This window comes from Streptomyces silvisoli (assembly GCF_029269905.1).
Taxonomy (GTDB): domain Bacteria; phylum Actinomycetota; class Actinomycetes; order Streptomycetales; family Streptomycetaceae; genus Streptantibioticus_A; species Streptantibioticus_A silvisoli_A.
This window is the reverse complement of the sequence record NZ_JARJBC010000003.1, coordinates 307,268-326,321: the sequence shown is the minus strand read 5'-3', so window position 1 is coordinate 326,321 and position 19,054 is coordinate 307,268. Positions and strand designations below refer to the sequence as shown.

General features: G+C 71.4%; 17 protein-coding genes and 1 pseudogene. 13 read left to right on the top strand and 5 right to left on the bottom strand.

The window, feature by feature from the left end; genetic code table 11:
- Nucleotides 1–156: 156 nt before the first annotated feature.
- The 8 genes from P3G67_RS07115 to P3G67_RS07080 all read left to right on the top strand — a co-directional run bounded on the left by P3G67_RS07115 (nucleotide 157) and on the right by P3G67_RS07080 (nucleotide 8,144).
- Complete coding sequence (locus tag P3G67_RS07115) at nucleotides 157–1,053, top strand: FKBP-type peptidyl-prolyl cis-trans isomerase (protein WP_276092816.1); 897 nt, start codon at nucleotides 157–159, stop codon at nucleotides 1,051–1,053.
- 40 nt (nucleotides 1,054–1,093) lie between these two features.
- Complete coding sequence (locus tag P3G67_RS07110; protein ID WP_269855020.1) at nucleotides 1,094–1,474, top strand: FKBP-type peptidyl-prolyl cis-trans isomerase; 381 nt, start codon at nucleotides 1,094–1,096, stop codon at nucleotides 1,472–1,474.
- Between the two features lie 107 nt (nucleotides 1,475–1,581).
- Entirely contained in the window at nucleotides 1,582–2,556 is a 975-nt protein-coding gene (locus tag P3G67_RS07105; RefSeq protein ID WP_269855019.1) for a helix-turn-helix transcriptional regulator, read from the top strand.
- A 16-nt stretch (nucleotides 2,557–2,572) separates the two neighbouring features.
- Nucleotides 2,573–3,532, top strand: a complete 960-nt coding sequence (locus P3G67_RS07100) for a helix-turn-helix transcriptional regulator (protein WP_269855018.1) — start codon at nucleotides 2,573–2,575, stop codon at nucleotides 3,530–3,532.
- A 10-nt stretch (nucleotides 3,533–3,542) separates the two neighbouring features.
- A complete protein-coding gene (locus tag P3G67_RS07095; RefSeq protein WP_269855017.1) occupies nucleotides 3,543–3,779 on the top strand; it encodes a hypothetical protein in 237 nt (78 codons plus the stop codon).
- 24 nt (nucleotides 3,780–3,803) lie between these two features.
- Nucleotides 3,804–4,007 (top strand): hypothetical protein, encoded by a 204-nt coding sequence (locus tag P3G67_RS07090; protein ID WP_276092681.1) that lies wholly within the window; start codon nucleotides 3,804–3,806, stop codon nucleotides 4,005–4,007.
- A gap of 232 nt (nucleotides 4,008–4,239) precedes the next feature.
- On the top strand, nucleotides 4,240–5,157 hold the full coding sequence (gene tatC / locus P3G67_RS07085) for a twin-arginine translocase subunit TatC (protein WP_276092680.1): 918 nt from the start codon (nucleotides 4,240–4,242) through the stop codon (nucleotides 5,155–5,157).
- 146 nt (nucleotides 5,158–5,303) lie between these two features.
- The gene (locus tag P3G67_RS07080; RefSeq protein ID WP_276092679.1) at nucleotides 5,304–8,144 is read left to right on the top strand and encodes a DEAD/DEAH box helicase; all 2,841 of its coding nucleotides are present in this window, start codon (nucleotides 5,304–5,306) and stop codon (nucleotides 8,142–8,144) included.
- Nucleotides 8,145–8,259: 115 nt separating this feature from the next.
- On the opposite strand, the gene P3G67_RS07075 is transcribed toward P3G67_RS07080, so the two are convergent.
- Nucleotides 8,260–9,117 (bottom strand): siderophore-interacting protein, encoded by an 858-nt coding sequence (locus P3G67_RS07075; RefSeq protein ID WP_276092678.1) that lies wholly within the window; start codon nucleotides 9,115–9,117, stop codon nucleotides 8,260–8,262.
- Between the two features lie 65 nt (nucleotides 9,118–9,182).
- Entirely contained in the window at nucleotides 9,183–10,100 is a 918-nt protein-coding gene (locus P3G67_RS07070; protein WP_313879748.1) for a 5'-3' exonuclease, read from the bottom strand.
- 178 nt (nucleotides 10,101–10,278) lie between these two features.
- Here P3G67_RS07070 and P3G67_RS07065 point away from each other — a divergent pair, with 178 nt between their 5' ends.
- The 3 genes and pseudogenes from P3G67_RS07065 (at nucleotide 10,279) to P3G67_RS07055 (ending at nucleotide 13,957) form a co-directional block, all read left to right on the top strand.
- Entirely contained in the window at nucleotides 10,279–11,355 is a 1,077-nt protein-coding gene (locus tag P3G67_RS07065; protein ID WP_276092676.1) for a quaternary amine ABC transporter ATP-binding protein, read from the top strand.
- A pseudogene (locus P3G67_RS07060) lies at nucleotides 11,348–13,111 on the top strand (ABC transporter permease/substrate binding protein); the annotation flags it as partial. The gene P3G67_RS07065 and the pseudogene P3G67_RS07060, both read left to right, overlap by 8 nt.
- Before the next feature lie 126 nt (nucleotides 13,112–13,237).
- Entirely contained in the window at nucleotides 13,238–13,957 is a 720-nt protein-coding gene (locus tag P3G67_RS07055; RefSeq protein ID WP_276092675.1) for a helical backbone metal receptor, read from the top strand.
- Here P3G67_RS07055 and P3G67_RS07050 read toward each other — a convergent pair.
- Nucleotides 13,923–15,044, bottom strand: a complete 1,122-nt coding sequence (locus tag P3G67_RS07050; RefSeq protein ID WP_276092674.1) for a TDT family transporter — start codon at nucleotides 15,042–15,044, stop codon at nucleotides 13,923–13,925. The genes P3G67_RS07055 and P3G67_RS07050 overlap by 35 nt on opposite strands.
- A 70-nt stretch (nucleotides 15,045–15,114) precedes the next feature.
- On the opposite strand from P3G67_RS07050, the gene P3G67_RS07045 reads away from it, so the two are divergent.
- Nucleotides 15,115–16,041, top strand: a complete 927-nt coding sequence (locus tag P3G67_RS07045) for a LysR family transcriptional regulator (RefSeq protein ID WP_276092673.1) — start codon at nucleotides 15,115–15,117, stop codon at nucleotides 16,039–16,041.
- Nucleotides 16,042–16,092: 51 nt separating this feature from the next.
- Here P3G67_RS07045 and P3G67_RS07040 read toward each other — a convergent pair whose 3' ends face one another.
- Both P3G67_RS07040 and P3G67_RS07035 read right to left on the bottom strand, forming a co-directional pair.
- Nucleotides 16,093–16,797 (bottom strand): gamma-glutamyl-gamma-aminobutyrate hydrolase family protein, encoded by a 705-nt coding sequence (locus tag P3G67_RS07040; protein WP_276092672.1) that lies wholly within the window; start codon nucleotides 16,795–16,797, stop codon nucleotides 16,093–16,095.
- 49 nt (nucleotides 16,798–16,846) lie between these two features.
- Nucleotides 16,847–17,596 carry a FadR/GntR family transcriptional regulator gene (locus P3G67_RS07035; protein WP_276092671.1) on the bottom strand — a complete coding sequence of 250 codons (750 nt, stop codon included), beginning with the start codon at nucleotides 17,594–17,596 and terminating at the stop codon, nucleotides 16,847–16,849.
- Between the two features lie 82 nt (nucleotides 17,597–17,678).
- Here P3G67_RS07035 and P3G67_RS07030 point away from each other — a divergent pair, with 82 nt between their 5' ends.
- Nucleotides 17,679–19,046 carry a glutamine synthetase family protein gene (locus tag P3G67_RS07030; RefSeq protein ID WP_276092670.1) on the top strand — a complete coding sequence of 456 codons (1,368 nt, stop codon included), beginning with the start codon at nucleotides 17,679–17,681 and terminating at the stop codon, nucleotides 19,044–19,046.
- Nucleotides 19,047–19,054: the final 8 nt, after the last annotated feature.

Genomic DNA, 19,054 nt, shown 5'->3' with positions numbered 1-19,054 from the left:
GGGGCCCCGGTCGCGTCGTAGAGTGGCCCGCATTGCACACCCGGAAGATCCATTGATGAAACCGAGGCAACGTTGCGTCGAATTGCCCCGCCGCCGCCCCCAGGTCCGGCAGCCACCGAGTCCGCCGCCCCGCCGAGGAAGCGCCGTGCCTCGCGGCTGCTGGCCGCCCTGGTCGTACCGCTGCTGGTGCTGACCGCGGCGGCCTGCGGTAGTGAGAACACCCCGCCGAAGATCACCTCCGGGGCCGACTTCGGCCAGAAGCCGACCGTTTCCAAGGGCAAGGGCACGCCGCCCAAGAACCTGGAGGTGAAGGTCCTCCACCAGGGCAACGGCACCACCCTGAGCAAGGGCTCCATCGCCCAGGTCAACTACCTGGGTCAAACCTATGACTCCGACACACCCTTTGACACCAGCTTCGGCAAGCAGCCGTTCAGTCTGGTGGTGGGCACCGGTCAGGTGATCAAGGGCTGGGACCAGGCGCTGGAGGGGCAGAAGGTCGGCAGCCGGCTCGCGATCACCATCCCGCCGGATCTCGGCTACGGCCCCCAGGGCCAGCCCCCGCAGATCCCGCCGAACGCCACCTTGTTCTTCGTCGTCGACATCCTCAAGGGCACCAACCCGCCCAAGAGCGCCCAGGGCGCGGTCCAGCCGCAGAAGGACAGCAGCCTGCCCAAGGTCGGTACCAACACCGACGGCAAGGCCCCGTCGCTCGACGTGCCCAAGACCCCGGCGCCCAAGAAGCTGGTGTCGAACTACGTCATCGAGGGCAGCGGCCCGGTGGTGAAGAACACCGACACGGTGGTCGTGCAGTACAAGTCCGTGCTGTGGGACGGCTCCAAGTTCGACAGCACCTACGACCGGAACGCGCCCACCACGCTGACGCTCAATCAACTCCCGGTCAAGGGGCTGACGCAGGGCCTCACCGGCAAGAAGGTGGGCAGCCGGGTGCTGCTCGTGCTTCCGCCCGACCAGGCGTTCGGCAGTCAGCCGCAGAACGGCGTACCGGCCAACTCGACCCTGGTCTTCTCGGTGGACATCCTCGGAACGATGTAAAACTGTGCAGGTTGCACACACCGTAATGAGGAGCAGAGACGTGAGCATCGACAAGCCCGAGATCGACTTCCCGGGCGGCGAGCCCCCGGCGGACCTTGAGATCAAGGACATCTGGGAGGGCGAAGGCCCGGAGGCGAAGGCGGGCGACTTCGTCAAGGTCCACTACGTGGGCGTGGCCTTCAGCACCGGCGAGGAGTTCGACGCCAGCTGGAACCGCGGCAACCCGCTGGAGTTCCAGCTCGGCGTCGGTCAGGTCATCTCCGGCTGGGACAAGGGTGTGCAGGGCATGAAGGTCGGTGGACGCCGCCAGCTGACCATCCCGGCGCACCTGGCCTACGGCGACCGTGGCGCGGGCGGCCGGATCGCCCCGGGCGAGACGCTGATCTTCGTCTGCGACCTGATGGCCGTCCAGGGCCGGTAGCAGCCCGAACCGATGGCCCCCGCCGCCCGGCGGGGGCCATCGGCTTTTGCGGGACGACCTGGGAACGGTAGGTTCATCGTGAGAGCAGAACAGGAGGGGTGCGTCCGATGGCCATCGCCAAGGCCGAGCGGCTGATGAACCTGGCACTGTGCCTGATGAACACCCGCCGCCCGCTCAGCAAGCGCGAGTTGCGAGCTTCGGTCGAGGCCTACCGGGAGATCGCCTCCGAGGAGGCCTTCAACCGGATGTTCGAGCGCGACAAGGACGACCTGCGCGAACTCGGCCTGGTCATCGAGACGGTGGACGCCATCGACGGCGAGACCGGCTACGTCGCCCGCCGCGACCGCAACCGCCTCCCCGAGATCGCCCTCGACGCGGAGGAGGCCGCCGCGCTCACCCTGGCCGCCAAGGTCTGGCAGCAGGCCCGGCTGGCCGGAGCCGCCAGCGGAGCGCTGCAGAAGCTGCGGGCCGCGGGCGTGCCGTTCCAGGAGTCCGGCTACGAGCCCGCCGAGGGCCACAGCGTGATCGAACCCCGGATCCCCGCGCACGAGCCCGCGTTCGAGCCGCTGATGCTGGCCGCTCGCGACCGCCGCCCGGTCTCCTTCGACTACCGCAAGTCCAACGCCGTGCGCCCCGAGCCACGGTCGGTGGAGCCGTGGGCGCTGGAGTGCTGGCGCGGCCACTGGTACCTGGCCGGATGGGACCGGGACCGCGAGGCCCGCCGGGTGTTCCGGCTCAGCCGGATCACCGGCCGGATCCGGTCCCGTGGCGGCCAGTTCACCGCCGAGGTGCCGGACCACGTCGACGTACGGCAGACCGTGGCCAGCTGGGCCGGTGAGGGCGCCACCGCCACCGCGCGGATCCGGCTGCGGCGCGGTGCCGGATACCCGCTGCGGGCCAAGGCGGTGGAGACGACGCCCGCGCCGGGAGAATGGGCCGCGGAGTGGGACGAGCTGGAGATCCCGTACGGACACGGGCTGGACGCCTGGCTGGTGGAGTTCGGGCCTGACGTGGTCGTGCTGGCCCCCGCGGAGCTGCGCGATGACGTGGTCGACCGACTGCGCGCCGTGGCCCGCGGCTGAGGGGAGACGAACCACGATGTCCAACGCGATCGACCAGACCCGCCGGATGCTCTCCCTGGTCACCTATCTGAAGGAGCGGCCCGGCGCGCACGTCAGCGATGTGGCGCGCGCCTTCGGGGTGACCGAGGCCGAGCTGATCGGCGACCTCAACGTGCTGCCGATGTGCGGCACCAGCTTCCGCGGCGGCGACCTGCTCGACATCGACACCGACGGCGAGCGGATCTGGTGGCACAACGACGGTGCCTTCGGTGAGGCGGCCCAGCCGTTGCGGCTGGCCGCCGACGAGGCCACCGCGCTGCTGGTCGCGGCACGGGCGGTGGCCACCCTGCCGGGGCTGCGGGACAGCGACCGCCAGGCGCTGCTGCGGGCCTACGCCAAGCTGGAGGCGGCGGCCGGTGAGGCGGCGGGCGCCAGCGCCCGGCTGTCGGTCACCTTCGAGTCCGAGGGCAGCGTCTTCGCCGATGTGGACCGGGCTATCGCCGAGCGGCGCAGGCTGTGGATCCGCTACTACTCACCCGCCCGTGACGAGTTGACCGAGCGCGAGGTCGATCCGATCCGGTTGTTCGCTGTGGGGCACACCTACTTCGAGGCCTGGTGCCGGTTGTCCGAGGACCGCCGGATGTTCCGGCTGGACCGGGTCGCCGAGATCAAGCTGCTCGACGCCCCCGCCGACCCACCCAGGATCGAGCCGCGCGACCTGTCCGCCGGACTGGTCCAGCCCGCCGGTGACGACCCGGAAGTGGTGGTCGAGGTCGGCCCGGGCGGGCGCTGGGTCGCCGAGTACTACCCGCACGACAGCGCGGAGGAACTGCCCGAAGGCGGCCTGCGCATCACGTTGCGCACCCCCGACCCCGGTTCGCTGCGCCGCCTGGCGCTGCGGCTCGGCCGCGACGGCCGGATCGTCTCCCCGCGGGCGCTGGCGGACAGCGCACGGGCGGCGGCCGAGCAGGCGCTCGCGGCGTACGGCGACGAGTAGAGGACGCGACATGCAGGTGCCCACGGCGCAGAGCGTGGTCTTCAAGGCGATGTGCCCCGACTGCCGGGGCCGCTTCGAGCTGACCGCCCCGGCGCTGCGGCTGGCCATCGGGCGTACCGCCAGGACCACCTTCTACTCGTTCACCTGCCCCGACTGCGGGGCCTCGGTGCGCAAGCCGGCGGGGCAGCGGATCGTCGCGCTGCTCACCAGCGGCGGAGTGCGCACCATGCGGCTGCACGTCGGGTGAGGCGGGGCCGCTAGGCTCGCGGGCATGGTCTGGATCCTGGTCACCACCGCCCTCGCGTTCTGCGGCATCGCCGTCCTCGGCGTCCTCGGCATCCGGGTCTATGTGGAGGTACGGCGGCTCGCCCGGCAGGTCGGCGACAGCTCCCAGGCGCTGGCCGGCGCGGCCGAGCAGTTCCAGCGCAGCGCGGAGCCGCTGGCTGCCCGCGCCGGTACCGCGGTCCGCCGCTGACCCGGCGGGCGGCGGTCCGCCTGGCACAGGGCGCGGCCCGGCCGAGGGTAGGCTGATCGCCGCGGGCCGTACGCACGGCGCGGGCGGCCACCTGGCGGCCCTTGGGGGATTGCCAGGCGTTCACCACCGCGCGTTACGATCGCTGTCACTGAGATGTGACGCGTACGTAAGTGCCCCGACCGGTACACCCAAGCCGACGACGACCGGCTGCCGCACGAGATAGGGACGTGGGTTGCTCAAGTCCGCCCGCAAGAAGAAGGACCCCGAGGGGCGGATGCCGCTCGCGGACCACCTCCGCGAGCTGCGCAGCCGCTTGGTGAAGTCGCTGCTGGCGATCGGGCTGGTCGCGGTCGTCGCGTTCATCTACCACGACCAGCTCGCCGCGTTCCTCACCGAGCCGCTGCTGAAGTCGGTCGGCTGCAAGGCCAGTTTCCAGGACATCGCCAAGCACGGCGAGCACTGCGCGACGCTCAACATCAACGGCCTGCTCGGGCCGTTCAGCATCCTGCTCAAGGTCGGCCTGATGGCCGGTGTGGTGGCGGCCTCGCCGGTCTGGCTCTACCAGGTGTGGGCCTTCCTCGCGCCCGGGCTGCACAAGCATGAGAAGAAGTACGCGCTCAGCTTCGTCGGAGCCGGGTTCCCGCTGTTCCTCATCGGCGCGTGGTTCGCGTACACCATCATTCCGACCACCGCCAAGGCACTGCTCAGCCTCACCCCCGACCATGTCACCAACCTCGTGCCGCTGGACGGGTATCTGGACCTGCTGGTGCGGATGGTGCTGGTCTTCGGGCTCTCCTTCGAACTGCCGCTGCTGCTGGTGCTGCTCAACTTCGGCGGGGTGCTGAGTGGGCGGCGGATGCTGGGGTGGTGGCGCTGGATGGTCATGGGCATCACCGTCTTCTCGGCGGTCGCGGTGCCCAGCCCCGACCCGCTGTCCATGCTGGCGCTGGCGGCGCCCATCTGCGCGCTGTTCTTCCTGGCGGTGGGCATCTCCATGCTCCACGACAAGCGCAAGGCCCGGCGTGCGGACGACGGCCTGAGCCCCGACGAGGCCTCCGACCTCGACCTGACCCCGGAAGCCCTCCCCGAGGTGGAGTCCGTCTCCAGCCCCCAGGCCCTCCCCTCCGACGACTACGACGACGCCACGTAGGCCTGGCGGTTCCCCCGGCAGGCGGTTCCCTGGGGCGCGGCCCCGAGCGGGGTCCGGGGGTCGGAGCTGCCGAAGGGGTCCGGTGCGGAGCCCCCTGGTAAAGATCGGGCACGTTGTCACACCCGGCCGGTAGGCTCGAAAGCACGATGACCGACGAGATCTCACCAGCCGAGCGGTACGCCGACGCTCGGCGTCGCGCCGCCGAGCGGGCCACCGCCCTCGGCTCCTTCCGCGAGATGTACGACTTCCCGCTGGACCCGTTCCAGGTAGCGGCCTGCCAGGCCCTGGAGGCCGGAAAGGGCGTACTGGTCGCCGCGCCGACCGGATCAGGCAAGACCATCGTGGGCGAGTTCGCCGTCCACCTGGCCCTCGCCGAGGGCCGCAAGTGCTTCTACACCACGCCCATCAAGGCGCTGTCCAACCAGAAGTACGCCGACCTCGTAAAGCGTTACGGCTCCGACAAGGTCGGACTGCTCACCGGCGACAACAGCGTCAACGGCGACGCTCCGGTGGTCGTGATGACCACCGAGGTGCTGCGCAACATGCTCTACGCGGGATCCCAGGCGCTCAGCGGCCTCGGCTACGTGGTGATGGACGAGGTGCACTACCTCTCCGACCGCTTCCGCGGCGCGGTCTGGGAGGAGGTCATCATCCACCTTCCGGAGTCGGTGACCCTGGTGTCCCTCTCCGCCACGGTCTCCAACGCCGAGGAGTTCGGCGACTGGCTGGACACCGTACGCGGCGACACCGAGGTGATCGTCGCCGAGCACCGCCCGGTCCCGCTGTGGCAGCACGTACTGGCCGGACGCCGGATGTACGACCTGTTCGAGGTGAAGAACAACGGTTCCCCGAACGGCGGCGGCAAGCTTGAGGTCAACCCCGACCTGGTGCGCATGGCCCGCGTCCAGAACACCCTGGCGTACAACCCGCGCGACCGCCGCCGTCGCGGCTACGAGGCGGACCGCGAGCGCGCCCGGCGGCAGAACTCCAGGATCTGGACGCCCGGCCGCCCCGAGGTGATCGAGCGGCTGGACGCCGAGGGCCTGTTGCCCGCCATCACCTTCATCTTCAGCCGCGCGGGCTGCGAGGCCGCCGTACAGCAGTGCCTGTACGCGGGGCTGCGGCTCAACGACGACGAGGGGCGGGCCAGGGTCCGGTCCATCGTCGAGGAGCGCACCGCGGCCATTCCCGACGAGGATCTGCACGTCCTCGGTTACTACGAGTGGCTCGAAGGGCTGGAGCGGGGCATCGCCGCGCACCACGCGGGCATGCTGCCGACCTTCAAGGAGGTCGTGGAGGAGTTGTTCGTCCAGGGCCTGGTCAAGGCGGTCTTCGCCACCGAGACCCTGGCGCTGGGCATCAACATGCCCGCCCGCTCAGTGGTGTTGGAGAAGCTGGTCAAGTGGAACGGCGAGACCCACGCCGACATCACCCCGGGTGAGTACACCCAGCTCACCGGACGTGCCGGACGCCGCGGCATCGACGTGGAGGGCCACGCCGTGGTGCTGTGGCAGCGCGGTCTCGACCCGGTGGCGCTCGGCGGCCTCGCGGGAACCCGTACGTATCCGCTGCGTTCCTCGTTCAAGCCCTCGTACAACATGGCGGTCAACCTGGTCGGCCAGTTCGGGCGGCACCGCTCGCGGGAACTGCTGGAGACCTCGTTCGCGCAGTTCCAGGCCGACCGGTCGGTGGTCGGCATCTCCCGCCAGGTGCAGCGCAACGAGGAGGGCCTGGCGGGCTACCAGGAGGGCATGACCTGCCACCTCGGCGACTTCGAGGAGTACGCCCGGCTACGCCGGGAGTTGAAGGACCGCGAGGCCGAACTGTCCCGGCAGGGCGCGGCCCAGCGCAGGGCCGCGGCGGCGGAGGCGTTGGAGCGGCTGCGCCCTGGCGACATAATCCACGTACCGTCCGGCAAGTTCGCGGGCCTCGCGCTGGTCCTGGACCCCGGTGTGCCCGCCGGACGCAGCACGGGCCGCCACCATCCGCGGTACGGCGGGCAGAGCTACGACGACGGGCCGCGCCCGCTGGTGCTCACCGCCGAGCGGCAGGTCAAGCGGCTGGGCTCGGTGGACTTCCCGGTTCCGGTGGAGCCGCTGGACCGGATGCGGATCCCCAAGACGTTCAATCCGCGCAGCCCGCACTCGCGGCGCGACCTGGCCTCCGCCCTGCGGTCCAAGGCCGGGACCGCCGGGATCCACGCCCCCAAGCGGCGCAAGCAGCGCGCCGCCGGGGCCGACGACACCGAGATCACCCGGCTGCGCACCGCGATCCGTGCCCATCCCTGCCACGGCTGCGACGAACGCGAGGACCACGCCCGCTGGGCCGAGCGCTACCACCGGCTGCGCCGCGACACCCAGGCGCTGGAGCGGCGCATCGAGGGCCGCACCAACACCATCGCCCGCACCTTCGACCGCATCTGCGGCCTGCTGTCCGAACTGGGCTATCTCGACGGGGACCGGGTCACCCCGGAGGGCCGGCGACTGGGCCGTCTCTACGGCGAGTTGGACCTGCTGGCCAGCGAGTGCCTGCGGGAAGGGGTGTGGGACGGGCTCGGCCCGGCCGAACTCGCCGCCTGCGCCTCGGCGTTGGTGTACGAGGCCAGGTCCGCCGAGGACGCGCTGCCGCCGAAGCTGCCGAACGGCCAGGCCCGTACGGCACTTGGCGAAATGGTGCGGATCTGGGGGCGGTTGGCCGCGCTGGAGGAGGAGCACAAGATCAACCAGACGGAGGGCGTGGGCCAGCGCGAGCCGGACCTCGGTTTCGCCTGGTGCGCCTACAGCTGGGCGTCCGGGCAGGGCCTGGACTCCGTGCTGCGGGAGGCGGACATGCCCGCTGGTGATTTCGTCCGCTGGACGAAGCAGTTGATCGATGTGCTGGGGCAGATTTCCGAGGCCGCGCCCCAGGACTCTCCGGTACGGCGGAACGCCCGCAAGGCGGTTGACGGGTTGTTGCGGGGAGTCGTGGCGTACTCGTCGTTGGGCTGAAGCCCTTCGGCGGTGGCGGGTCGCGGTTGGTCCGGCTCCGCCGGGCCGCGCCGGCGTGGTTGCTCGCCGTCGCGGCGGAGACTTCTTCCCGTCGCGGCGGCGAGCACGCCGCTCATCAAGCCGCCGCCGGCTCCTGTTCCGCCTCCACCCGCTGGTTCCACTCGCGCTTGGTGGCCTGCCAGTTGTCCTCGTCGGAGCCGTGGCGCCAGTAGCCGGAGATGGACAGGCGGTCCCGGTCGATGCCCCGGTCGACGCGGAGCAGTCGGCGCAGTTCCTTGACGAAGTGCGCCTCGCCGTGCACGAAGGCGTGCGGGGTGCCGGACGGGAACTCCAGCGCCTCGACGGCCGCCACCAGTGCCTCACCGACCGGGCGGGTGCCGCGGTGCACCCAGGTGATGGAGGCCCCGGCCGGGGCGTTCAGCTTCTGCTCCTCCGCCGCGTCCGGCACCTCGATGAACGCATGGCAGACCGCCTCCTCCGGCAGCCGCTCCAGCGCGGCGGCGATCGCCGGAAGGGCGCTCTCGTCGCCGGCCAGCAGATGCCAGTCGGCCGCCTCGTCGGGGGCGTATGCGCCGCCCGGGCCGAGGAAGAGGATCTCCGCACCGGGCTGGACGCCGGCCGCCCACGGTCCGGCCAGGCCCTCGTCCCCGTGGACGACGAAGTCGAGGGTGAGTTCACACGCCTCGGCATCCCAGCGCCGCACGGTGTAGGTGCGGGTGCGCGGCCACTGGTCGCGCGGGAAGTCCGCACGGATCGCCTGGATGTCGAACGGCTCGGGGTAGGCCACCCCGTCCACCGGGAACAGCAGCTTGACGTAGTGGTCCGTGTACTGCCCCGCGGCGAAGCCGTCGAGCCCCTCGCCGCCGAGGACGACCCGGACCATGTGCGGGGTCAGCCGCTCGACGCGCACCACACGACCCCGGCTGACTGGCTGGTTCCTACGTTGTGAAGCACGCTGTGAAGCGTCCGCCATGAGGACTCCCTGATCATCGAATGACTTAGGGAAGCCTAACCAATGTGGTACTGATCCGGTACCGATTACCGCGCGGCCCGCAGGGACAGCGCCGCCAGCAGCCGCTGAAGCGATCCGCCGAGCCCCCACCGCTCGGCCAGCGCCTCCAGCGCCGCCGGGTCACGCGGCTCGCCCGGCAGCGCCGTGCTGACCGGCGGCAGCGGAACGTCGGCCGCGACCCGGACCACCTTCGGTGCCACGGCGAGGTACGGCCGCCCCTCGATGAGCCGCTTGCGCTGGGACGGGGTGAGCCCGGAGCGCGGATCGTCGACGGCGGCCAGTACCCCGGCCAGATCGCCGTACGCCGCCAGCAGCCTGGCCGCCGTCTTCTCGCCGATCCCGGCCACGCCGGGAAGCCCGTCGCTGGGGTCGCCGCGCAGCACCGCGAGGTCCGCGTAACCGCGTCCGTCCACCCCGTACTTGGCCCGCAGCGCCGCCTCGTCGGTCATGTGCAGGGTGCCCACGCCCTTGACCGGGTACAGCACCCGCACCCCGCGGGCGTCGTCCACCAACTGGTACAGGTCGCGGTCGCCGGTGACGATGTCGACCGGCCCGGCCGCCCGGGCGGTGAAGGTGCCGATGACGTCGTCCGCCTCGTACTCGGGGACCCCCATCCGTGCGAGGCCGATCGCGTCCAGCACCGCCTCGATCACCGGGACCTGCGGGGAGAGGGTGTCCGGCACCTCCTCCACGTCCGGCCCCGCCGGGGTCTCCTCGGCGACCCGGTGCGCCTTGTAGGAGGGGATCAGGTCCACCCGCCACTGCGGGCGCCAGTCGGCGTCCATACAGGCCACCAGGTCGTCGGGGGAGTGGTCCTCGACCAGCCGGGCGATGAAGTCCAGCAACCCCCGCACCGCGTTCACCGGCGTGCCGTCGGGCGCCCTCACCGATTCGGGAACGCCGAAGTACGCGCGGAAGTACAGGCTCGCGGTGTCCAGAAGCATCAGACGTCGACTCACCCGACCGATGATGCCCTACCGGTCGCGGGCGGGGACCGCCGCACCCGCCGCGCACTGTGATCTGGGCCACGAATTGTTTGGATCGGGAGATGTCGGGCAGCGGCTGGCCGGAGTGGACCCGGCGCACGGCGGGTCTTTTTGTCGTTCGACCCGCGAGGTGTCAGTGCCAAGCCTGCAAGCCGACCACCTGTACAAAGTCTTCGGGCGACGGCCACTCGACGCGGTACACGAACTGCAACAGGGCGCCGAACGGGCCGCGTTGCGGGACGGCGGCAGCACGCCCGCGGTGATCGACGCGTCCTTCACCGTCGAGGAGGGCGAGATCTTCGTCATCATGGGGCTGTCCGGCTCCGGCAAGTCCACCCTGCTGCGGATGCTCAACGGCCTGCTGGAACCCACCTGCGGGCGGGTGCTGTTCGGCGGTCAGGACCTGACCGCGCTCGCCCCGAGCGAGCTGCGCCGGGTGCGCTCGCACCAGATCAGCATGGTCTTCCAGCACTTCGCGCTGTTCCCGCACCACGGCGTGCTGGAGAACGCCGCCTACGGGCTTGAGGTGCAGGGCGTACCGCGCGAGGAGCGGCTGCGGCGGGCCACCGAGGCACTGCACCTGGTCGGCCTGAAGGGCTGGGAGAAATCCTGGCCCGACGAGTTGTCCGGCGGCATGCAGCAGCGGGTGGGCCTGGCCAGGGCGCTGGCCACCGACGCCGAACTGCTGCTGATGGACGAGTCGTTCAGCGCCCTCGACCCGCTGATCCGCCGCGACATGCAGGACCAGCTGCTGGAACTCCAGCGGAGCCTGCACAAGACCATCGTCTTCATCACCCATGACCTCAACGAGGCGATGCGGCTCGGCGACCGCATAGCCGTGATGCGCGACGGCCGGATCGTGCAACTGGGCACCGCCGAGCAGATCCTGGTCGAACCGGCGAACGACTACGTGGCCTCCTTCATCCAGGACGTGGACCGCTCCCGGGTGCTCACCGCCGCCTCCGCCATGGTGCCGCCGCACCGCCCGGACGCCGCGGGTTGCGGCTGCGAGACCGTCACCCCGAACACCACGCTCGCCGAACTGCTCCCCGTCACCGCCCGGGTGCCGCACCCGGTCGCGGTCCGCGACGACGGGGACCGACTGCTGGGCGTCGTACCCCGGCAGCGCGTACTGACCCTGCTCGGCGACCACGACGGACCGCAAACGCCGTGCGACGCACGGCCGACGGAGAAGGAGGCCACCGGTGCCTAGGCTGCGACTCGGGCAATGGGTGGACAGTGCGGTCAGCTTCCTGCGCGACCACCTCGCCTGGCTCTTCGACTTCGTCACCGCCGTCGTCTCGCACATGTACGACGGCGTCAACGCGGTGCTCTCCGCGCCCCAACCGCTGCTGCTGGCGGGCATCTTCGCGGTGCTGGCGCTGTGGCTGCGCGGGCTGGCCGCCGGTGTGCCGGCCTTCGCGGGCTTCGCGCTCATCGACTCCGTACAGCAGTGGGACCCGGCGATGCAGACCCTCTCGCTGGTACTGGTCGCCACCGTCATCACCGTCGTGCTCGCCGTGCCGCTGGGCGTCTGGGCCGGACGCAACAGCACCGTCAGCACGGTGCTGCGGCCGGTGCTCGATGTCATGCAGACGATGCCCGCCTTCGTCTACCTGATCCCGGGCATCTTCTTCTTCGGCCTCGGCGTGGTGCCGGGCGTCATCGCCACCATCATCTTCGCGATGGCGCCGGGCGTACGGATGACGGAGCTGGGCATCCGGCAGGTGGACGGCGAACTCGTGGAGGCCGCCGAGGCGTTCGGCACCACCTCGCGCAACATCCTGCTGCGGGTGCAGTTGCCGCTGGCGCTGCCCACCATCATGGCCGGGATCAACCAGGTCATCATGCTGGCGCTGTCCATGGTCGTGATCGCGGGCATGGTCGGTGCGGGGGGTCTGGGCGCCTCGGTGTTCACCGCGATCAGCCAGGTCAACGTGGGCCTCGGCTTCGAGGGCGGCGTCGCCGTGGTCATCCTCGCCATGTACCTGGACCGGATGACCGGCGCCCTGGGCAACCAGGTCTCCCCGCTCGGCCGCCGCGCCCTGGCCAAGGCCGACGCGCTGCGCGGCGCGCGGATCCGGAGCTACCGGCCGAACACCGCGGTCGCCATGGCCGGTGTGGTGGTGCTCGCCCTGGTCGCGGCGGGGATCGGGGTGTTCGGCGGATCCGGTGGCGGGGTCCAGGTCGCCGCGGGCAAGAACGTGGGCAAGGGCAGGACCGTCAACCTCGGCTACATCCCGTGGGACGAGGGCATCGCCTCCACGTACCTGTGGAAGGAGGCGCTGGAACAGCGCGGCTACACCGTCAACGCCAAGACGTACGACGTGGGCGCCCTGTACACCGGGATGGCCGGGGGAGCCGTCGACTTCGAGACCGACTCCTGGCTGCCCACCACCCACGCCCAGTACTGGAAGCAGTACGGCAGGGACCTGGCCGACCTGGGCTCCTGGTACGGGCCGACGTCGCTGGAGATCAGCGTTCCCGGCTATGTGAAGGACGTGAAGTCGCTCGCCGACCTGCGCGGCAAGGCGTCGGAGTTCGGCGGCCGGATCATCGGCATCGAACCCGGCGCGGGCGAGATGAACCTGCTGCGTACCAAGGTGCTGCCCGCGTACGGCCTGGACAAGGAGTACCAGCTGACCACCGGCAGCACCGCCGGGATGCTGGCCCAACTGGAGCGCTCCTACGCCAAGAAGGAGCCGGTCGCCGTGGTGCTGTGGTCGCCGCACTGGGCGTACAGCAAGTACTCGCTCACCAAGCTCCAGGATCCGCGGGGCGCGTTCGGCACCGGTGACCGCGTCCACACCCTGGCCGCCAAGGAGTTCCCGAAGAAGAACCCGGCGGTCGCCGGCTGGCTGCGGAACTTCCACATGGACGAGAAGGACCTGACCGGACTGGAGGCGGCGATCCAGGACGCGGGACAGGGCAACGAACAGCAGGGCGTGCGCGACTGGTTGAAGCAGCACCCCGGCTTCGTCGACAAGATGGCACCGGTGGGCAGCACGAAGGCCGGAACGGGCTGAATCCAGCCCGTCCGGCGATTGAGCACACCGCGCGCGGCGCGGTTCGGGGCCATCCGGGAGACTGGGGCCATGCGTGTCGTCTCGCTGGTCCCCTCGCTCACCGAGGCCGTGGCCGCCACCCGACGGGAACTGCTGGTCGGAGCCACCGACTGGTGCAGCCATCCGCACGACCTCGACGTGGTGCGGATCGGCGGCACCAAGAACCCCGACACCCAGCGGATCACCGAGCTCGCGCCCGACCTGGTCATCGCCAACGAGGAGGAGAACCGCGCACCGGACCTCGCCGCGCTGCGCGCCGCCGGGCTGCGCGTCCTGGTCACCGAGGTACGCACCCTGGAGCAGGCGTTCGCAGAACTGCGCCGGGTACTGGTCGACGGTTGCGGGCTGCCCAGCCCGGGCTGGCTGGCCGAGGCGGAGGACGCCTGGCGCCGGTTGGAGCCGCCCACCCGGCGGATCGCGGCCGTCGTGCCGATCTGGCGGCGGCCCTGGATGGTCTGCGGCCGGGACACCTTCGCGGGCGACGTACTGGCCCGGCTCGGGGTGGGCAACGTGTACGCCGGTCACCCCGAGCGCTATCCGCGTGTCCCGATCGGCGAACTGAACGCGGCCGAAGCCGAGTTGGTGGTGCTGCCCGACGAGCCGTACCGCTTCACCGCGGACGACGGCCCGGAGGCGTTCCCCGGGCTGCCCGCGGCGCTGGTCAGCGGACGCCATCTCACCTGGTACGGGCCCTCGTTGCGGGAGGCGCCCGAGGTCATCGGCGAGGCGCTGCGAGCAGCGCGCCGCTGACCAGGCCGCGCGCCGTGCGCACCGCCGCGGTGCCCCAGGCCGCCACCAGCAGGACGTACAGCCCGACCGCCAGCCAGCCGAAGACCTCCGCGCCGGTGTGCCGGGCCAGGCTCGCCGCGCCGGTGACGCAGGTGCCCACCGGGAAGGTGAACGCCCACCACGTCATCGCGAACGGCATGCCGCGCCGCGCCGCGCGCACCACCATCGCCCCGGCCAGCGCCAGCCACAGCAGTGCGAACCCCATCACCGGCACCCCGTACAGCACGGCGAAACCGCCCAGCAGATGTGCGTACGGCGCGGAGCCCAGGGCGGGCGCGGCGTCGGCGGCGTTGCCCACCGCGGTGGTCGACTGGCCGAGCGGGCCCAGCACCAGGAACAGCGTGGGCGTCAGGGCGAGCGGCAACGGCCCGTGCTGCACCAGCCGGGCGAACACCACCGGCAGCATCACCAGCGTCGCCAGCAGGCTCAGCCCGAACATCGCATAGCCGCCGAGCAGCAGCGCCGCCCGCCACTGGCCTGGCGGCAGATGCGGCACCAGCGCCGGACCGGTTGCGGCCGACACCATCGGCGCCACCACCGGCAGCAGCCACACCGGCGACGCGCCGTCCGGCGCGACTCGGTGCCTGACCACCATCAGATACGGGATCGCGACCGCGATGAGCAGCCCGCTCGCCGTTCCGGCCAGCCACAGCCCCGCGTCCACCGCGACCGCTGCCGGCACCCCGATCCACTCGGCGCCGACGGACAGCGTCCCGGCGCCCACCGCGAGCAGGGCCATCGAAAGACACCCGTAGAACGGCGCCACCGCCGGGTCCAGCAGATGCCTGCGCGCCTGGTCGGGGTGGCACAGCAGATGCCCGACGCGGGCGGTGAGCACGGCGGCCAGCAGCACCCCCGACAGCGCCCACACCACCAGGCACGGCACCCGCAGCCAGGACGGATGCCCGGGCAGCGCCGCACCGGCGTTGGCCACGATGGCCGTGCCCATGACGGTGGCGTACCAGTTGGGGCCGATGTGGCGTAGGAGCGCCGATCGCCGGTCCTGGGCGGTCGGGGCGGTGGGGCGTACGGGCGTGAGAGTGGCCATGGCTCCACGCTCGCCGGTGGTCGCCTCGCTCACCAGGGAGTATGTGTCTATGGGGGCATAAGCTGGGGTTATGAGCAGCAGTGAGGGCGTGCCGCGACCACTTGCCCACCGGGTGCCGGATCTGGGCGCGATGGAGTTGCTGCTCGCCGTCGCCCGGCTGGGCAGCCTTGGCCGCGCCGCGCGGGAACTCGGCATCACCCAGCCCGCCGCGAGCAGCCGGATCCGCGCGATGGAACGGCAGCTCGGCGTGGGTCTTGTGATCCGCTCGCCGTCCGGCTCCCGGCTCACCGAAACCGGGTCCCTGGTCACCGACTGGGCGCGGCGGGTGGTCGAGGCGGCCGAGGAGTTCGACGTGGGCGCGCAGGCGCTGCGGGCCCGCCGGGACTCCCGGCTGCGCATCGCCGCCAGCATGACCATCGCCGAGTACCTGCTGCCCGGCTGGCTGATCGCGTTGCACGGGCAGCGCCCCGGCACCGCGGTCTCGCTGCTGGCGGGGAACTCGGCGGCCGTCGCCGACCGGCTGCGGGCCGGCGAGGCCGACCTGGGCTTCGTCGAGGGCGTCGACGTGCCGGTTGGGCTCGACGCGGTGACGGTCGCCAAGGACCGGCTGGTGGTGGTCGTGGCACCGGGCCACCCCTGGGCGCGGCGCCGCACCCCGATTCCGGCGCGGGAGGTGGCGGCGACCCCGCTGATCCTCCGCGAGGAGGGCTCCGGGACCCGCCAGGTGGTGGACTCGGCCCTGGCGCAGTACGGGGGCCTGGCGGCACCGTTGCTCGAACTGTCCTCGACCACGGCGGTCAAGTCCGCGGTCATCAGCGGGGCAGGCCCCGCAGTCCTCAGCCAACTCGCCGTCAGCGACGAGCTGACGGCTCGCCGCATGGTGGAAGTCCCGGTGTCCGGCATCCAGTTGACCCGCGCCCTGCGGGCGGTGTGGCCTTGCGGCCAGCGGCCTTCCGGGCCGTCCCGGGACCTGCTGTCGCTGACGGTACAGGGGTAGCGCGGCTGTTGCGGCACCACGACGGGGGAGGCCGGTGGTGCCGAGCCCGCCTCACCCCAAGGCGGCCGCCACCAGCGCCCGCAGGACACGCGGGTCGTCGGACATCTCCGGATGCCACTGGACCGCCAGGGTGAAGGGGGTGCCCGGCAGTTCGACCGCCTCGACCGTTCCGTCGCAGACGGCGTGCGCACTGGCGACCAGCCCGTTGCCCAGACGGCCCACCGCCTGATGGTGGTACGTGGGGACGTCCACCGGTTCCGGTACGGCGGTGGCCAGGCGGGTTCCGGGGACCGGGACGATCCGATGGCTGCCGAACACGCCCTCCCTCTCGGCGTGCTCGGTGTGGCCCACCTCGTCCGGCAGGTGCTGCACCAGGGTGCCGCCCAGTGCGACGTTGAGCAGTTGCATGCCGCGGCAGATGCCGAGCAGCGGGGTGCCGGAGGCCAACGCGGCCTCGATCAGGGCGAGTTCCCATGCGTCGCGCTCCACCGCGGGCGGCCCGGTCCGCGGATGCGGCTCGGCGCCGTACCGGCGTGGGTCGACGTCCTCGCCGCCCGCGATCACCACGCCGTCCACCCGCTCCACGGCCTCCTTCGCCGCTCCCGGGTCGTCCGGCGGCAGCATCACCGCCAGTGCCCCGGCTGCCTGCACGATGCGCGGATAGCCGGCGGGCAGCAGTGCCGCCGGCTGCTGCCACACCCGGTAGCGTGCCGAGGACTCCCAGTACGTGCTGACGCCGATCAGTGGCCTTCCCACCGCTGTCCTCCCGTCGCCTCCAATGGATCGGGATCGTACCTTTGGTGGGTCAGGTGAGGAAGCCGCGCAGCAGTGCCGCCGTGCCCGCGCAGTGCTCGCGCATCACCTCGCGCGCCCCGTCGACGTCCCCCTCCAGGATCGCGTCCAGCAGCGCCGCGTGCTGGGTCTGCGAGTGCTCAAGGTTGCGCACCAGCAGCGGGATCCGGTCCAGCAGGTCGTTGACCCGCGCCCGGGTCCCGGCGTAGGCGGCGGCCAGCGACGGCGAACCCGACAGCTCGGCCAGCGTCAGATGTAGCCGGGTGTCCAGCCTGCGGTAGTCACCCAGCGGCGCGTCCTTCGTCGCGGCCAGGCAGGCCCGCAACCGCTCCCGCTGCTCCCCGTCCAACTCCCGTGCCGCGCACAGCTCGGCCGCGCCCACCTCAAGCACCTCGCGGAACCGCAGTGCGTCATCCACGTCGACGTCGGTGACCTGGGACGTGCCGCCGGACGGCGTGGGGGCCAGGTCCCCCGCCCGGTAGCGCACAAACGTTCCGCCGTACCGGCCGCGCCTGCTCTCCACCAGGCCCTGCTCCTGAAGCACCTTGAGTACCTCGCGCAAGGTCACCCGGCTGATCCGCAGCCGGTCCGCCAACTCCCGTTCCGACGGCAGCCGTTCGCCGTACGGCACCAGGCCGAGCCGCAGCACCTGGAGTATCTGCTCCAGCGCCTCCTCGAAGCCGCTGCCCGCCCGCACCGGACGCAGCACGGGTGACAACCGGTCGTCCTCCCGTGCCTGGCCGCTCTGCGCGGACCCGCTCATCCGTCCTCCCCGAAAGCCCTTCCCAACCAATGGTTCCTATGCATACCTTAGGGCTCCGGTCCACTGACAGGAGGCCCACCTCGTGGCAGACCGCACACCGCCACTCACCGTTGCCGAGCTGCGGCGGCTGATCGACACCGGCACCATCGACACCGTCGTCCTCGCCTTCACCGACATGCAGGGGCGGCTCCAGGGCAAGCGCTTCGCGGCACCCTTCTTCCTGGACGAGGTGCTGGAGCACGGCACCGAGGGCTGCAACTACCTGCTCGCCGTGGACGCGGACATGAACACGGTGGACGGTTACGCGATGTCCTCGTGGGAACGCGGCTACGGCGACTTCGCCATGCACGCCGACACGGCCACGCTACGCCGCACCCCCTGGAACGAGGGCACCGCGCTGCTGATCGCCGACCTCGCCTGGCACGACGGCGCGCCCGTCACCGCCTCGCCCCGGCAGATCCTGCGCCGCCAGCTCGACCGCCTCGCCGAACGCGGCTGGTCCGCTTACGTGGGCACCGAGTTGGAGTTCATGGTGTTCAACGACACCTACGAGGACGCCTGGAGCCGCGGCTACCGGCAGATGCAGCCCGCCAACCAGTACAACGTCGACTACTCCGTGCTCGGCACCGGCCGGGTGGAACCGCTGCTGCGCCGCATCCGCAACGAGATGGGCGCCGCCGGGATGACCGTGGAGTCGGCGAAGGGCGAGTGCAACCTCGGCCAGCACGAGATCGCCTTCCGCTACGACGAGGCCCTGACCACCTGCGACCAGCACGTCATCTACAAGACCGGCGCCAAGGAGATCGCCGCGCAGGAGGGGCGCGCGCTGACCTTCATGGCCAAGTACGACGAGCGCGAGGGCAACTCCTGCCACATCCACCTCTCGCTGCGCGACGAGTTCGGCCAGCCGGTGTTCGCCGACCCGGGCGGCGAGTTGGGCATGGCGAAGACCATGCGGCACTTCCTCGCCGGACAACTCGCCGCGCTACGCGAACTGACCCTGCTCTACGCGCCCAACGTCAACTCGTACAAGCGCTACCGGCCCGGTTCCTTCGCCCCCACAGCCGTCGCCTGGGGGCCGGACAACCGCACCTGCGCACTGCGGGTCATCGGCCACGGCCATTCGCTGCGCTTCGAGAACCGCGTGCCCGGCGGAGACGTCAACCCCTACCTGGCGGTCGCCGCGATGATCGCCGCCGGGCTGCACGGCGTCGACAACGAACTGGAGCTGCCGCCCGCCTGCACCGGCAACGCCTACCGCGGTGACGACGGCCACGTCCCGGCCACCCTGCGCGAGGCGGCGGGACTCTGGCGGGCCAGCGCGCTGGCCCGCGGCGCCTTCGGTGACGAAGTGGTCGAGCACTACGCCAACATGGCCCGCGTCGAGCAGGACGCCTTCGACACCGCCGTCACCGACTGGGAGCGCTACCGCTCCTTCGAACGCATGTGAGGAGCCCC

Coding starts and splice junctions, on each gene's coding strand:
- P3G67_RS07075 (WP_276092678.1), bottom strand. CDS start 9,117: ATGGCGGACGCTTCACAGCGTGCTTCACAACGTAGGAACCAGCCAGTC.
- P3G67_RS07050 (WP_276092674.1), bottom strand. CDS start 15,044: ATGGCCACTCTCACGCCCGTACGCCCCACCGCCCCGACCGCCCAGGAC.
- P3G67_RS07095 (WP_269855017.1), top strand. CDS start 3,543: ATGCAGGTGCCCACGGCGCAGAGCGTGGTCTTCAAGGCGATGTGCCCC.
- P3G67_RS07070 (WP_313879748.1), bottom strand. CDS start 10,100: ATGCTTCTGGACACCGCGAGCCTGTACTTCCGCGCGTACTTCGGCGTT.
- P3G67_RS07090 (WP_276092681.1), top strand. CDS start 3,804: ATGGTCTGGATCCTGGTCACCACCGCCCTCGCGTTCTGCGGCATCGCC.
- P3G67_RS07080 (WP_276092679.1), top strand. CDS start 5,304: ATGACCGACGAGATCTCACCAGCCGAGCGGTACGCCGACGCTCGGCGT.
- P3G67_RS07035 (WP_276092671.1), bottom strand. CDS start 17,596: ATGAGCGGGTCCGCGCAGAGCGGCCAGGCACGGGAGGACGACCGGTTG.
- P3G67_RS07100 (WP_269855018.1), top strand. CDS start 2,573: ATGTCCAACGCGATCGACCAGACCCGCCGGATGCTCTCCCTGGTCACC.
- P3G67_RS07105 (WP_269855019.1), top strand. CDS start 1,582: ATGGCCATCGCCAAGGCCGAGCGGCTGATGAACCTGGCACTGTGCCTG.
- P3G67_RS07045 (WP_276092673.1), top strand. CDS start 15,115: ATGAGCAGCAGTGAGGGCGTGCCGCGACCACTTGCCCACCGGGTGCCG.
- P3G67_RS07055 (WP_276092675.1), top strand. CDS start 13,238: ATGCGTGTCGTCTCGCTGGTCCCCTCGCTCACCGAGGCCGTGGCCGCC.